The sequence below is a fragment of the Butyrivibrio sp. INlla21 genome, assembly GCF_900116875.1.
Classification (GTDB): domain Bacteria; phylum Bacillota; class Clostridia; order Lachnospirales; family Lachnospiraceae; genus Butyrivibrio.
The window spans coordinates 1-14,940 of the sequence record NZ_FPCC01000046.1 but is presented as its reverse complement, the minus strand read 5'-3'; the positions used below and the strand labels follow the sequence as shown (position 1 = coordinate 14,940).

The 14,940-nt window shown below is 40.9% G+C and carries 13 protein-coding genes, 1 other RNA gene and 2 pseudogenes; 5 read left to right on the top strand and 11 right to left on the bottom strand.

Translation table 11 applies throughout. The annotated features are described in order from the left end of the window. A pseudogene (locus BM377_RS16440) lies at positions 1 to 190 on the top strand (IS110 family transposase); the annotation flags it as partial. Between the two features lie 131 nt (positions 191 to 321). Here BM377_RS16440 and BM377_RS15475 read toward each other — a convergent pair. The 4 genes from BM377_RS15475 to BM377_RS15460 all read right to left on the bottom strand — a co-directional run bounded on the left by BM377_RS15475 (position 322) and on the right by BM377_RS15460 (position 4,621). Further along, the gene (locus BM377_RS15475; RefSeq protein ID WP_242948192.1) at positions 322 to 1,197 is read right to left on the bottom strand and encodes a YihY/virulence factor BrkB family protein; all 876 of its coding nucleotides are present in this window, start codon (positions 1,195 to 1,197) and stop codon (positions 322 to 324) included. Positions 1,198 to 1,271: 74 nt separating this feature from the next. Beyond that, positions 1,272 to 1,479, bottom strand: a non-coding RNA gene (gene ssrS / locus BM377_RS15470) — 6S RNA. Positions 1,480 to 1,667: 188 nt separating this feature from the next. Next, on the bottom strand, positions 1,668 to 3,488 hold the full coding sequence (locus BM377_RS15465) for an aminopeptidase P family protein (RefSeq protein WP_092250747.1): 1,821 nt from the start codon (positions 3,486 to 3,488) through the stop codon (positions 1,668 to 1,670). Positions 3,489 to 3,526: 38 nt separating this feature from the next. Next, positions 3,527 to 4,621 (bottom strand): GGDEF domain-containing protein, encoded by a 1,095-nt coding sequence (locus BM377_RS15460; protein ID WP_177223926.1) that lies wholly within the window; start codon positions 4,619 to 4,621, stop codon positions 3,527 to 3,529. A gap of 173 nt (positions 4,622 to 4,794) precedes the next feature. Here BM377_RS15460 and deoC point away from each other — a divergent pair, with 173 nt between their 5' ends. After that, the gene (gene deoC, locus BM377_RS15455) at positions 4,795 to 5,454 is read left to right on the top strand and encodes a deoxyribose-phosphate aldolase (protein ID WP_092250741.1); all 660 of its coding nucleotides are present in this window, start codon (positions 4,795 to 4,797) and stop codon (positions 5,452 to 5,454) included. Positions 5,455 to 5,525: 71 nt separating this feature from the next. Here the strand turns inward: deoC and dtd are convergent, their stop codons facing one another. Genes dtd through BM377_RS15430 form a run of 5 tightly spaced genes read right to left on the bottom strand, consistent with a single transcriptional unit; the run spans position 5,526 to position 9,753 of the window. Beyond that, entirely contained in the window at positions 5,526 to 5,960 is a 435-nt protein-coding gene (dtd, locus tag BM377_RS15450) for a D-aminoacyl-tRNA deacylase (protein ID WP_092250738.1), read from the bottom strand. A gap of 11 nt (positions 5,961 to 5,971) precedes the next feature. Beyond that, complete coding sequence (locus tag BM377_RS15445) at positions 5,972 to 6,973, bottom strand: hypothetical protein (RefSeq protein WP_143104528.1); 1,002 nt, start codon at positions 6,971 to 6,973, stop codon at positions 5,972 to 5,974. 32 nt (positions 6,974 to 7,005) lie between these two features. Continuing rightward, positions 7,006 to 7,560, bottom strand: a complete 555-nt coding sequence (locus tag BM377_RS15440; RefSeq protein WP_092250733.1) for a hypothetical protein — start codon at positions 7,558 to 7,560, stop codon at positions 7,006 to 7,008. A gap of 48 nt (positions 7,561 to 7,608) precedes the next feature. Continuing rightward, entirely contained in the window at positions 7,609 to 8,379 is a 771-nt protein-coding gene (locus BM377_RS15435) for a hypothetical protein (protein WP_092250730.1), read from the bottom strand. Between the two features lie 15 nt (positions 8,380 to 8,394). After that, a complete protein-coding gene (locus tag BM377_RS15430; RefSeq protein WP_092250727.1) occupies positions 8,395 to 9,753 on the bottom strand; it encodes an RHS repeat domain-containing protein in 1,359 nt (452 codons plus the stop codon). A gap of 137 nt (positions 9,754 to 9,890) precedes the next feature. Here BM377_RS15430 and BM377_RS15425 point away from each other — a divergent pair, with 137 nt between their 5' ends. Continuing rightward, on the top strand, positions 9,891 to 10,970 hold the full coding sequence (locus BM377_RS15425) for an IS256 family transposase (protein WP_092250724.1): 1,080 nt from the start codon (positions 9,891 to 9,893) through the stop codon (positions 10,968 to 10,970). Here BM377_RS15425 and BM377_RS15420 read toward each other — a convergent pair. After that, on the bottom strand, positions 10,945 to 12,564 hold the full coding sequence (locus BM377_RS15420; protein WP_092250721.1) for an IS1634 family transposase: 1,620 nt from the start codon (positions 12,562 to 12,564) through the stop codon (positions 10,945 to 10,947). The genes BM377_RS15425 and BM377_RS15420 overlap by 26 nt on opposite strands. Positions 12,565 to 12,746: 182 nt before the next feature. On the opposite strand from BM377_RS15420, the gene BM377_RS16650 reads away from it, so the two are divergent. Then, a complete protein-coding gene (locus BM377_RS16650; RefSeq protein WP_442857319.1) occupies positions 12,747 to 12,989 on the top strand; it encodes a transposase in 243 nt (80 codons plus the stop codon). Between the two features lie 95 nt (positions 12,990 to 13,084). Continuing rightward, the gene (locus tag BM377_RS15410; protein WP_092250715.1) at positions 13,085 to 13,648 is read left to right on the top strand and encodes a recombinase family protein; all 564 of its coding nucleotides are present in this window, start codon (positions 13,085 to 13,087) and stop codon (positions 13,646 to 13,648) included. Here the strand turns inward: BM377_RS15410 and BM377_RS15405 are convergent. Then, positions 13,632 to 14,940 (bottom strand): annotated as a pseudogene (locus BM377_RS15405) (RHS repeat protein); the annotation flags it as partial. The gene BM377_RS15410 and the pseudogene BM377_RS15405 sit on opposite strands and share 17 nt — an antisense overlap.

The window sequence follows — 14,940 nt, the reverse complement described above, 5'->3', positions numbered from 1 at the left end:
TCTACGATATGCTCTGTTTAATACCACCATCTATGTCTGTCATTGGGATCCGACATTTAGCGCTTACCTTGCCAAAAAGCGAGCTGAAGGGAAGCATTATTATGTGGCTGTATCCCATGCCACAAAAAAACTTGTGAGACTGATATATCAGCTTGAGAAATCTCATCAGTTATACAACAAAGCAGCTTAACTAATTCCATACAAATCTTCTTTCAAGAGCATCTAAAACGATGCTCTATTTGTCATGCAGTTTTCAAGGTGCTGAATACGATGCATAAGTCATCGTCGCTATATTTAAAACATTTCTGTTTTAAAACATTTTTATTGACTTTCTTTAATAGTTAGTCTTACTACCTTTTTGTGATGGTCATCATACAAGACTTTGACCGCAGGATGGAAAAACTTGTTGATAAAAGCTCCGATCAGGAATATGTATATACAAAAGTACAGCCAGAACATCATAATTACAGGCGTTGCAAGACTTCCGTAGAGTGAGTAGCTGTCAGTCGAATTGACATACATGGAAAAGATCCATGAAAACGCATACCACACTATCGCGGAGAAAACCGCGCCCGGAAGCTGATATACATATCTGAGCCTTGCACTTGGTATGTAGGTGTACATAAGTGCAAAAAGAAAAATAGCTATACCAATTATCAGTATAAACCTAAAATTAATTAAAAACGAGACAATTACGCCAATTGGCGGATAATATCCTATGATAAAAGCTTCTATTCTGTTGCCGAAAACCATCAAAAGCAGCATCATCAGTACGATCGCGATCATCGCAACAGTATAAAAAGCAGCAAGTATTCTTAGATAAATTACATTACGAAGTTCCTCAACATCATAAATACAATTGAGGCCTCGCATAAGCGCAAGCATTCCAAGTGAACCGGTCCACAGAGTAACGAGCGCCGATATGGAAAAAACAGCGTCGCTTCTTCCGTAAGCTTCATTTATAAAACTTATTATCGTCTCATCCGTAAAGCTGGGCGTTATCTTGATAAAAGCGCGCACCATGTCCGCTTCCGTGATCGGTGTGTACGGAAGGACCGAGGTTATCATAATTAAAAGCGGAATAAGGGAAACAATAAGAAAAAAGGCGGTGCTGCTTGCATAAGAGACTATATTCTTTTTTTGCATATTGCGAGAAAAATTTCTCATCAAAGAAAAAAGAGTACCCCAAATATTCATACAAGCCCCCGCTCAACCTGTTCTCACAGCTAAGGAAAAAGCAGTCAACTTAATGACTGCTTTCGTTTTCCTTTTTAAATCCCAAAATGCCGGTTCCTGTTATTTGACTCCTAGCTATCGCCAGGTGGGTTACCGCAACCATGATGCCTGTCTTCCTCTCCCATAGCTGGTCTGCGCATGCGCAGGGCCGAAGGCGTGACATTTATTATGGTAATGTAGGAGTCCCGTTTAAAGAAATGTAGGTTCAAATTACACAGGAGTTGTCGGACACCCCAGGAGAACTACTAGGTAGTTCCTAATTATTATTATAGTCACAGAAATCCATTTTTCAAGCGAAAATCCAGTATTTAACAGACTTTTTAGACATCGCTCACATTTATAAAGTGCCAATTATTTAATTATAAAAAAGAGTTTTTGGCAATAAAGTTACCCGTCACCCCGGCCGATATATTTTTCTTTGACTATATCCTTTAAATAGCCCTTGTGGCCTCTTTTAGCCATGCTTTTACATCCTGATCCTCGATTAAAGGCTCAATTTTCTTATAAACTTCCGCATGATATCTGTTCAAAAGATCTTTTGCTTCAGGTTTCATGAAATCTGTATCAATTGCTTCGAGATCGATCGGAACGTATGTAAGATGCTCAAAGCCGTAGAACTTACCGAACTCATTCTCAAGGCGGCTTACGACCTCAACGATATTCTCGATACGGATTCCGTGGCTTCCTTCGATATAAACACCGGGCTCATCGGATACGATCATTCCGGGCTTAAGGAGCGCTTCACTCACGCCCTCAACATATTTCCATCTGATGCCCTGCGGACCCTCGTGGACATTTAAGATATAGCCGATTCCGTGTCCTGTACCGTGATTGTAGTCGATTCCGATATCCCAGAGTGCTCTTCTTGCGTAGATATCAACGTTTCTTCCGGTACATCCGTCCATAAAACGCGCATTGGCAAGCTCAAGCATTCCGACAACCGTCGCAGTGTAGTGCTTCCTGATCTCATCGGAAATCTCGCCGACAACGATGGTTCTTGTAACGTCGGTCGTTCCGCCCATGTATGTTCCGCCTGAGTCAACAAGCAGCATACCCTGCGGCTTAACCTCGGCGCAGTTGTCCTCTGTAGCATCGTAGTGCGCCATTGCCGCGTTGGCGTTATACGCACTTATCGTGGGAAAAGAAAGTTCAATAAAGCCCGGAATCTCGGCTCTCATGCTATCAAGCTTCATCGCTGCCGAATACTCGGTCATCGGGATCTTACCCACATTCTTTTTTACCCAGTAAATAAACTCTGTAAGCTTGGCGCTGTCCTTGATATAGACTTCCCTGATATTCTTAAGCTCGGTCTCGTTCTTGACAGCCTTCATAAGCTCCGTGGGATCTTTTTTGTTTATCAAAGAAACCTTGGCAGCTGCGGCCTTCTCGGAAAGAGTCCTGTATGTGAAATAGTTCGTGTTTCTCTTATCGTATAAAAGGTCTCCGTCAAAAGAGCTTTCGGATACATATTTCATTACTTCATCATAGTCCTTAAGCTCAATTCCGACCTTGTCGCAATATGTCTTAACCTCGCCGGTCACCTCTTTGGGCTGAACAAACAAAGTAAACATATCGCCCGTTATGTATGCGTATGAGAGTGCAACGGGATTGCACTCCACGTCGTTTCCACGTAAATTTGTAAGCCACATGATGTCATCAAGCTTGGACAAAAGATGCGACGTAGCGCCATACTCTTTCATCTTGGCTCTGACATCCGCAAGCTTATCCGCAAAAGACTTTCCGCAGAGCTCATCTGATAAAACGTAGATATCATGACAGGGAAGCGCCGGTCTGTCAGTCCAGACATCCTCCGCAAGATCCTTGTCGATCTTAAGGCTTATCTTTTTATCTTTTAACTTCTTTTCCAGTCTCTCACCGATTGCTGCGGAAACAACTCTTCCGTCAAAGCCGAGAACCTCGCCTTCTTTCATATTGGCTGCAAGATACTCCTCAATGGTGGGAACGCCGGGGTTGCCCATTTTGTAGAGCTCAACACCGGTGCCCGCAAGCTGATTGCCTGCCTGAATGAAATATCTTCCGTCGGTCCAAAGTCCCGCCTCATCTGCGCTTACGACAAGCGTTCCGTTGGATCCGTCAAATCCGCAAAAATACTCTCTTACCTTGAAGAAGTCTGCGGAATACTCCGAGTTGTGAAAATCGGATGTGGGCATCATGTAGTAGTCGATGCCGTTCTCCTTCATTGCTGCGCGAAGGCCTGCGAGCCTTCCCTTAATAACTTCATTTTCTGACATTTATAAAAAAAACTCCTTGAAATAATAATATGCTTTGGTTAATCCAGAAGATTCTCTGAGCTGGTGATGACTTTGTTTCTTCCGGTCTCTTTGGCTTCGTAAAGCCTGTCGTCAGCTCTTTTTACAATATCGACGATAGTCATACCGGGTTCATAGTGCGCCGCTCCGATTGAAACCGTCACGGTAAGCTCGTTGTTGTCGGCGATAAAGCCGGTACTTGCTATTTTCTTATTTAGGTTCTTCAGTTCCTCACAAAAAGCGTCATAGCTAAGCTCGTAGGAACCGAGAATTGCAAACTCCTCTCCGCCCCAGCGAGCGACCGTATACTTTCCTTCGCCCTCAAACCTGAATATATTGGCAAGGTCTATAAGGATCTCGTCTCCTGCGTTATGTCCGTAGGTATCATTGATCTTTTTGAAGAAATCGATATCAAGGATGGCAATCGAGATATCTCCGCTCTCGCCCGCATCCATACGATCAAGCTCTTTATTAAAAAGACCAATCATGTATTTCCTGTTATAGAGCCCCGTCAGGTAGTCGGTCTCGTTCATCTTCTTGAGCTGTGCATTGTAACTGTCCATACTGTGAGAGCTTATGATTATATGACCAACGACAATGCTTATGGCAATGAACGCATTCAAAATATACAAAAGCGTAGCACATCCTGTGGATGCCACATACTTAGACGGTAATAAATAATAGTCCGAAAAAAGCTTTAGCAAAACAAATGCCAATACATTGGTTATTTCATATACCAACGCACAACCTTTAAGGAAAGGGGTATCGGTAGGAATATAAAACGGAACAAAGATCATAGAAAACAAAGCTATGATCCAGAAAAAGAATCCGCATCCGTATCCCATAAAAACAGTTGCAACGATCGCATGCAAAAAGATTTCCCACATAATACACCATGCAACCAGTTTTTTATGATCTGTTTTATTCACAAAAAACAAAGCAAAATAAAAAATAACACTTCCTATATTGGCGTATATCATAGGCATACAGCCTGCGTAAACATATACAACCTCTAAGAGCAGATGCATAGTGAAATAAAGTATAAGTAACTTCTCATAACCTTCCGAAGTTTCATATAGATTTTTCCCACCATATGAGAAATCCTTAAGAAACATAAAAACGTCCTCCCGAAAGAAAATAATACAGTAAAATTTTACCATATCCACATGCATTTTCCAGAAAAACAGAGTATATTAAATCAAGATTAATTCTTTTTAACCCGCCACAAAAAATATGGTAAAATACAAGAACAGAATCTTTTAATTATTATGAAAAAGGAGATTATATCGTGGAAGAAAAAGATATCTTAAAACTTATCGATCACACACTTCTTCAGGCAGATGCCACAACGGAAGGAATCATAGAACTTTGCGATGAGGCCGTTAAATACGGCACAGCATCAGTGTGCATACCTCCCACATATCTTAAGAGAGTGCACGACAAATACGGCGACAAGCTCAACCTTTGTACAGTAATCGGCTTCCCTCTGGGTTACAGCTGCCCCGAGTCCAAGGTCGTAGAGGCCAAAAAAGCCATCGAGGACGGAGCTTCAGAGATTGACACAGTTATCAACGTAAGTGATGTCAAGAATCACAGATATGACGAAGTTAAAAAAGAGCTTGAAATGATCCGCGAAGCTTGCGGCGACAAGCTCCTTAAGGTTATCATCGAGACTTGCTACCTTACAGAGGAAGAAAAGATCAAGATGTGCGAGATCGTTACCGAGGTAAAGGCTGACTACATCAAGACTTCAACAGGCTTCGGAAGCGCAGGCGCTACTCTCGAGGACATCGCCCTCTTCAAGGCTCACATCGGTCCCGACGTTAAGATCAAGGCAGCCGGCGGTATCCGCACTATCGAGGATGCCCTCGCATACGCTGAGGCAGGCTGCAGCCGTATCGGTTCATCCAAGGTCGCTCCTCTTATCGCAAAGAAGTATTCACTCTAAGCGACAGACCGCGAAGAATCTATAATAATAAACAATCCGGCGAGACTATTGTCCCGCCGGATTTTATATATCTAAATATCTAATACTATTGTCACCGGGCCGTCGTTTTCGGATGTCACTTTCATATCCGCTCCGAATTCTCCGGTTCCAACTTCAAAACCTCTGTCTCTGCACTCTTTTACCACCAGCTCATATAAGGGGATTGCAAGATCGGGACGCGCAGCCTCGGTAAAGCCGGGTCTTCTTGATGAGCAATCGGCATATAAAGTAAACTGGCTTACGATAAGGATCTTTGCTCCCGCGTCCTTGGGATTGATGTTCATCTTACCATTCTCATCTTCAAAAATCCTTAGTCCGCAGATCTTATCCGCCATCTTTTTGGCCGTCTCCTCGGTGTCCGATACATGTACTCCCAGAAGCACCAAAAATCCCTTATCTATCTCTGCCACTCTCTTACCGTTAATGTCTACCGACGCCGATAAGACCCTTGTCAAAACTGCTCTCATGTCAATTCTCCCTATAACAACCTTGATATAACAAATAATAGCACAACTATCAATGTGCCTAATAAAAGATATTTTATTCTGCTTCTATCGATTTTTAGGGGATTATTAAGTTTATCTGATGACACGCAAAATCCGGGATAGTTTTCCGGCTTCTCTTCAGGAATAAAACCATCTTCAACAGCATTACCATACCATGTGGTACCGGCATTATTTCTGACAAAACTGCGATAGTAATCTGCTTTTTCAGAATCATTTATCTCTTTGGCTGCAAGGTACAAATAATAATGTCTGACAACCTCATCAAGCGAATATTCTTTAGCATCTTGGAGAAGCGACAATATCTGCTGATAATCATTGTTTTTACAGCACACTGCGTACGCTCCCGCTAGAAGCATATCATCATAGATTTTCTTATTCCTTTTATTTTGCCTTAACTTTGAAAAAGTGACTCCCGCTTCATTACTGCAGGTTATTACGGTATCATAATCCTTATAGTAGAAAGCTATAAGCTGCTTTAAATGTTCAGCCCGAAATAATCCCATAGCAGTTTCGGTTGAATCTTGCATAAGCCCCAAAAAAGCATTAGCTTTATTTATCTCTCCTTGCCTATAGAGAGCAAGTCCAAAATTATAATATATAATATTCCATTGGCACTGCTTATTTAGCATAGCTGAAACAAAAGCCAAATATCGACTAATGGCTATATCCGGTCGACAATCTCTGTGGAAAAATCCGTAATACTCTTCATTGATAGCTTGTTTTTGAGCGCTATACTTTTTTGCAACAATTCCCACTATTATTATAACTACTGCTTTTACCAGTAAATTTTCCGATATAAGCCTTCCTTCAAGAAAAAAATAGAAGAGTCCTATGTATAGCACTATGTATAACGCATTTCTCATCCTATTAAACTTTTTGATATAGAAATCAGCGTTGTTTCTTCCATCCGAATATTCATCCACATCAATTATCTGCAGAATTTTGTCATAATTTTCTTTATTACTCTTTATCAACAGCATATTCCCCTAATTCAACGTATATCCATTTAATTACGAAATCCCATATTACCAAGCATTTTAATTATCTCTTTTTCAGATAAATCATCTAGAGGAGTATCGATAATCTCTAAAAGAGTTTTATCACCTTCCTTATAAGCTAAAACAACTCTTTCAAAGTCATCGCCTCTATACCTAATAAAATAATTATCAAAGCTTGGTTTATCTGTTCTACCACTATCAACTAATGTTCCACTAGTGTCATCTACAAATTCCATCAGCTCATATTCAGAATTAATACTTTTAATTTTATTCAAATCCTCGTTTGAAATATTTATTGAATCTAATATAGTATCATCAATAGTATGGCACTCCGATTCAACTCCTAAAACCTGATAATCATCAGATTGAAAGAATACATACCCTTCACCATCGCTTCTTTTCATTCCTTCAGTGATTCTTTTAGGCAAAAGAAAACTCGAATTATCAAGTATTATAGGCTCATACTTCGAATTGTTGGCAAATGCAATCACTATGGCAATTGTAAATACCAAAATCATAAAAAATATAAAAATCTTTTGAAAAGCACACTTCTTCTGTAGCATATTCCTTGTCTTATTCATATATTATTAAGAGTAGTAAGTATCATCCCTTTACCGTACTAAGGATCTTGCCGATGCCCATACTATCAAAAGAGATTTATCATTATCAAAATGATACCGCATCCATGCTTGTATAACATCATAAACAGGCCAGACACTCAATACTGTGCTTGGTATATTCATTTTTATTCTCCATGAGTCATAATCAATCTTTGCTCCCTCTACAGAGAAAATTATCTCTGTTAAAACAGCGGCCATCCCAAGCCATAATTCCTGTATTTCCGCCTCTCTTTCTGGCGTTTCTTCAGCCTCGCGGTTCTCCCATAAGACTTCATCTATATGCTTAAGCTGCTCTTCACATGTACCATTTCCAAGAATATGATATATCCCATCATACTTCTCAACCAATTCTTTCCTATGCTCTTTAAAATATTGTTTTCTTTCAGGTGTCTCAAAAGAATCCGGTTTCTCTTCAAGCATATCTTCAAGTAAATCAAATCCATGATCTTTTATAAAAGATACAAAGAATTCTAATATCTGAAGAAATTCTTCGTCAGACTCAGCTTCCCAGTATTCTTTCTTCTCATATTCCGGAAGAACACTTCTTATTTCTTTCATACCGTTACCTTTAGCCGATGTCCAAAACATTAATTTGTATTCTTTGTCAAAACGAGTGTGCTGTTGAATATATACTTCCTGTTCAACTTCTCCGACTTTTCTCCCAAAAGTCCAAACTATTCCACTTTCGCAACGTATATATTCAAACCCTTTTTCTGAAAGCACTTTACCTATTATTTCTTTAATTTTTCTTGTTTTATTCATATACTCCTCGCCCTGTCAACCATCACAACCAAATATCGCTCCTACTATATTGCGGCAACCATCAAAGATTAATCCAAAACCACTAATTCCAATAGTTACGGCAACAGGATCATTGGCTATTCCTACAACGGTTCCATCATCAATAAACATCACTCCACTACCAGTTATGCATAACCCTCCTGTTATTATTTCACCCACTCCTACTACTCCGCGTGCTATTCTCCGTTCTATTTTTCCTGAACCATGAGTCATTGACTGAATTCCTCTAGCAAGAGAACGAAGCGTGTTTTCTTTTACCTCATTAACTTCTTTAACAAATGCCTCTGCTTTTTGCTCAAGTTTTGTTTTTCCCACTTCATAATAAATCATACCATCGCCGTTAGTGTAGTATGTGACAGGCGCATCACCAAGCCTACTTATAATAGCTGTATTCCCTGGAATAATCGTAGTTCCTTCAAATGCTCTTTCACCTCGATTGGTTGAATTATATTTCCCAATTGTATTTCCAGCAATAATATTGGCATTTATACCTTCTACATATCCATTTAATTGCTCTTTTCCAGGAGTATTTATTGATATGTCACCAGGATCTTGTGTCTGCGGCTTTATCTCATATACACTATATATTCCTCCGGATTTCATTACAACATCTGCATATCCATTTCCTGTGATTGTTCTGTCTATTCCTCCACCTTTAATAAACACATTCGTTTGAACATCATTAGTAGCACTACTGTATCTTGCTTTCATATCTGCTTCGATAGCTAAATGTGCATATATGCCTTCAAGCCATTTGGGCATATTACCATCTAAATCGATAAGTACAATTGGATTTCCCCAGCAATAGCCATAATGATTTAATGTGAACGGATTTTCTACAAATCCCTTTATGTTATCCTCTGATTGGAACCTTCCTGCTTCAGGGCTATAATATCTCGCCTGAGCGAAATTAAGTCCAGAGATATCATCTTCCTGATACCCGGTGAACACAAAGGGCTGGATAATATTCCCGTGAGAGGTGTATGCTTTTTTCTTTTGCTTTCCTGTAAATGGATCTATATTCCTTCCAAAGTCATCGAAAGCATATGAAGATACAACGCCATCCGTTCCCGTCATATACATAGGGGAGCCAAGCTCGTCCTGTAGGTAATAATAGTTAATACCACTCTTGGACATAGAGATAACGTTGTTGTCATAGACAAAGCTCTCTTTTTCACCATTCACGGTCCTTTCAAGAAGGTTATAATACTCTCTTGAAAGATCGCAGAGATACTCTATTCTCTCCTCAGGTCTTGTTGACGCTACTCTAAAGCCAAGACCGTTATATTGATTTGTAATTTCTCCCTTAGTTGTATCAACAACCTTTGAGAGCATGTTCGTAGCATCAAAAGTAAAGGTCTTCTGCAAGAGACCATTTACGAATTCTTTTGTCTGATTTCCTCGAGGGTGTAAAATTATGTGTGTAAGTTTTCCAAAACCTTTTACTTATGACTATCTTACGATTATGATTTATGAAAGGATTATTTATGGAGGAACTTACATCAATGGCAAAGCACGAAAAAACGCCGCAGGAGCTCTTTGCAGAGCGCTTTGTAAAAGAACTACAACCCAAGTCTGTTGAAGACGTCGAAACATATCTAAAGTCTATCCTCGGTCCCATCTTTGAAAGTATGCTCAAAGGGGAACTTGAAGCCCATCTGGGATATGAATCAAATGATCATCAGCCCAAGGAAACATCTAATCGCCGAAATGGCTTTATCCAAAAGACCCTGAAATCTTCTGCTGGTGAAATTCCAATCAAATCTCCACGAGACCGTGACGGAACTTTCACTCCCATCTGTGTTCCTAAACGTAAAACCGATATCAGCGGAATCGAGGACAAAGTTATCTCCATGTACGCCAAAGGAATGAGCCAACGAGATATCTCAGATGTCATTAAGGATATCTATGGATTTAAGCTCTCGGCCTCGCAGATTTCCATCATCACGGATAACGTTATCGATGAAATGCTTAAATGGCAGGAACGACCGCTCAACAAGATGTATTCCTTCATGTTTGTCGACTGCCTATACGTCAGTATCCGCACAGAGTTCGAGACAAAGAAACATGCCGTTTACTGCATTGTTGCCTACGACCTCAGTGGCAAGAAAGACATCCTGGGCCTTTGGATTGCTGAGAATGAAAGCAAGAGTGAATGGGCCAAAATATTCGATGAATTAAAGCGCCGAGGCGTTGAGGATATAGGTTTTATATCTATGGATGGGCTGCCCGGACTTGAAGAGGGTGCAAAAAACATTTTTCCAAAAGCAATTGTTCAGCGCTGCATCGTTCATCTCATTCGAAATTCTATCAAATATATACCAGCCAAGCTGTACAAAGAATTCACGGCAAATTTAAAACTTATATATCGCGCACCCAACAAAAAGGTGGCACTTCTGGAATTTGAGAAATTCAAGGAAAGATGGCATGAGTATCCCGGTGCCGTCAAAGTCTGGGAAAACAACTGGAATCACGTAGAACAGCTTTTCAATTATACCCTAAAGTCCCGTCATTTTATACCAAGGATTATGTTGGGACAGGTACTTCCATAAGCTCATAGAGCTTACGCTGCTTATTAGTTATCTCAGACAGATGATGCGCTTTGCCGGGCTGCTGGTAGTATTCGATAACATCCAGCTCGTCAAGCAGCGACTGCATTGTGTAATCACTGAACAGGCCATTTTCATCCATCTGCTTTTTGATATAAGACATCAGCTGCAGTGCTATGAACTGCACGAAGAGTTTGCCTTCAAAGTTTTCCTCTGATGCGACAGACATTCTGCGCATTGAAAGGCGCTCTTTGAGGTTGCCAAAGGATTTCTCGATAAGATCCTTGAGCCTGTAGATGCGCAGTGCTTCAACAGGATCCTTGATGCCATTGGTCATGAGAGCAAAATAGCCATAGTTGCGCTCAGCCTTGCGGATTGCATCCTCATTGAATGAGTAGGTTTTTCCTCTTACTGGTGTCTCATGTATTGTAAAGTACTTCTGATACAGCTTTGCGTCTTCCGGATCAGGAGTGCCATTTACCAGGTTGTTTTCAAGGCGGTCAAGCATTGCATTGAACCGTACCTTGTCATCAGTAGCTTTCTGGTCATTGTAGTAGAAATGGAGATATATACGGCGCTTGTCAGTAATGACTTCACCGGAGCGGGGCTTTTCCTCGGTGTATTCCCATTCCTCTGTGAATGACATGACATAGAGCTTTAGCTCGGAATTATAGTTAAAGCGGGTAACAAAATCATCACGAATCTTGTTAAGACGGCTGCTTACAAGATTAAGTGAGAGCCTGGCTCCTATGAGAAACTTATGATGATGCTTCATCAGATCATTTATGTTCTTCTCGCTGTAGAAGCCTCTGTCCATGACAAGTTTGAGCTTCTCAAGTTTAAGAAAATCTACATCCTTAACGAGGTTCTCTATAGTCTTAACATCAGTGATGTTACCTGCAAGTTTCCTGTAGTAAACAGGGAGCATTGATTCCTCTCCATAGAGCAGAGCAAGGTTTATCTGTGGAAGAGAATCTCCTTCTTTGTTCTTTCCGTACTTGGCCTGCTTTATCAGAGTCGAGTATGAAGAGATAGATGTTGTATCAAAAGCGAGGTATTCATCGCAGGAGTGGCGTTTTGCCTGATATTTGAAGTAATCCATCTTGGATTCTTCAGTGATCAGCCCGAAAAGTTCACTGCTCCTCTGAGAAGGAATATCCTTGCCATAAGGATGCCTGTGGGTACTGCCCCATTTGGTGAAACGGTATAATGGCAGTCCTTCTTCGATAACGAGGTAGTAAGCTATGGAGAGTATCTGTGGTGCCAATGAGCCGTAGCACTTTCCAAGATCACCGGCGATGCCTGTCTTTTCAGCAATCCTGTCAAGCAGGTATGTTGCTCCATAAAACTGACGAAGACAGATGTCTGTTGGTACAGGCCCGGTCTTGGGAGCAACAAGGCTTTGTTCATACTCAGCCTTGAGGCGGTGGAAGGTTTTGTTTGGTGTGAAGTTCTTTCCATCGTACTTGCCAATGTACTCGCGCTTGTGATCAGCCTGTTGTTTTTCAACGTTCCAGAATGGGTGATCAATATATGCGTATCCATTCTGAATGCGGACTTTATCAGTAATCCAGGGCTCATTTAAATTGATTTCCATAACTCACCTCCTTGGTATAATTATACCAAGGAATTAACGGAATATCAAGTAAAATCTGTGTTTTTGATACAATATTTTGTGCTTGCAAAGCCAGTAATATCAAGGATTTGCGGTGGTAACTGTTAATGATTTATACCTGAGCCTTGGTATAATTTCACGGGAGCGCAGGTTATACAGAAGCGATTCGCAAACTTATGTACACGACGAACACTATTGAAAGCGTCAATTCAAGCTTTCGAAAGGTGACCAAAAAAGGAACATTTCCTGACGAACAGTCCGTTCTTAAAGTTCTTTATCTTCGTGTTCTTGAGCTTTATGACAAATGGCAGGACAAGTCCTATAAAAACTGGGCAATCATCCGTAATCAGCTTCTTCTTGTCGACGACCTAGCGGAGCGCATTGAAAAACACGATAAATACGACTAATCATAACTTATAAGTTATGGCTACCGATCCTTGACAACAGAATAACGGGGTTCTGACCTTGGTCATAACTTATGTTCACAAAAGAAGGAGCAAAAATGATATGTGGATACGCTCGTGTGAGCACTAAATTTCAGGAACGTGAAGGCAACTCTCTTGATGCTCAGGAAACACAATTAAAAGCTGCCGGAGCCAAGATCGTCTTCACAGAATCCTATACCGGCGCAACGCTGGAACGCCCCCAGCTAACAGAACTACGCCATGCCCTCGAACCAGGGGATACCTTAATGGTGACAAAGCTTGATCGTCTGGCCAGATCTGCTTCACAAGGCATTGCTTTTATCGACGATCTGCTAAGCCACGGGATCAGCGTTCATGTACTAAATATGGGGCTTATGGACACATCACCCACCGGAAAGCTGATAAGGAGTATACTTCTCGCCTTTGCAGAGTTCGAACGAGACATGATCGTCGAACGGACGCAGGAAGGCAGACGCCTTTCAGGTCACTACGGCGGCAGGCCTCAGAAATACAGCAAGGAGCAGATTCAGTTGGCGCTCAGCCTGCTGCAGGATCACTCCTACAAACAGGTAGAATCTATGACCGGAATTTCCGTCAGCACCATCTACCGAGCAACACTCGGTTTTAAGCCGGAAAAATAGAACTTACACACTTTACTTGACAAACCCTATAAGATACTTTCTTACCATTATAATCAGTTACCGAAATAGCTCTTCCCAGAATATCTCGTTCAATTTCTGTTACACCAAGCCAGTCATTAAAATTATGAAGTCTTCCAATAGCGTCATAAGAAAGTGCTACACTTCTGCCATCTGCATAATTTATAGCATTAACCTGATTATTTAGATTGTACAAATAAGTCGTTTTATAATCATCTTTATCAATCTTGGAAATCAATCTTCCGTACTGATCATACTCATAGTGTTCTTTCTGCCCAAGAGCATCTGTAACCTCCGTAAGCTGACCCGAAAGATTGTATCCATATACAGTTACATGACCGTCTTTTCCGACTGTAGGGAAAATCTCGCCCGTACTTTCTTCAAGACTTACAAGTCCCTCCGCCCTGTGTATGCTCTTTAGGTTATCAAGAGAATCGTATGTATAAGCTGTCTCATTTCCAAGCGCATCAACAACGCTTTTAAGACGTCCTGTTGGTGTGTATGTGTAAAGGGTTGTACTTTTTCCATCTGTTACTTTTGTTGCTCTTCCCATTGCATCATACTCGTATGATACCTTTCTTCCGTCAGTTCCTTCTACCTTTTCTATACGGTCAAGGATATCGTATGAATAGCTTATCTCATATCCGTCTGCAAATGTTCTCTTTGTGACTCTTCCAAGATCATCATATATAAGCTCCTGCTCTGATCTTTCACAGAAGTATGTAGCCTTAAGTCTTCCTCCTTCGTACTCAAAGCTTCTCACTCTGCCCGATGCATCTGTTATGCTCTCGACATCGCCAAGTTTTGTATAAGTATATGTAGTGCTGTTTCCAAGAGGGTCTGTCTCTTTTGTGACTCTTCCAAGAAGGTCCACTTCCCTTGTGTATCTGTTACCAAGGGCATCTTTCACTGCTATGAGGTTTCCGTTTTCATCATAGTCATATGTCTTTGTATGTCCCAGTGCATCACTCTCAGATATCACTTTTCCTGTTGGATCATAAGAAAGGCTCTTTATCTTTATATCGCCATTATACATGGCGATGATGTTACCGTTCTCATCATAGTCATAGGACACTTCCCTATCCTCGGGGTCTGTGACCTTTATGAGCCTCTTTAAGAGGTCATACTCATAGCTTACCTTTCCTCCGTTGGGAAGGGTTATCTCTTCTTCATCCCAGACATTGTTATACTTTATGGATGTGGTTCTTCCTGCTTCATCCGTAAACTCAGATACTTTTCCTATGCTGTTATGTTCCCAGGCTTTCTTTGTTCCG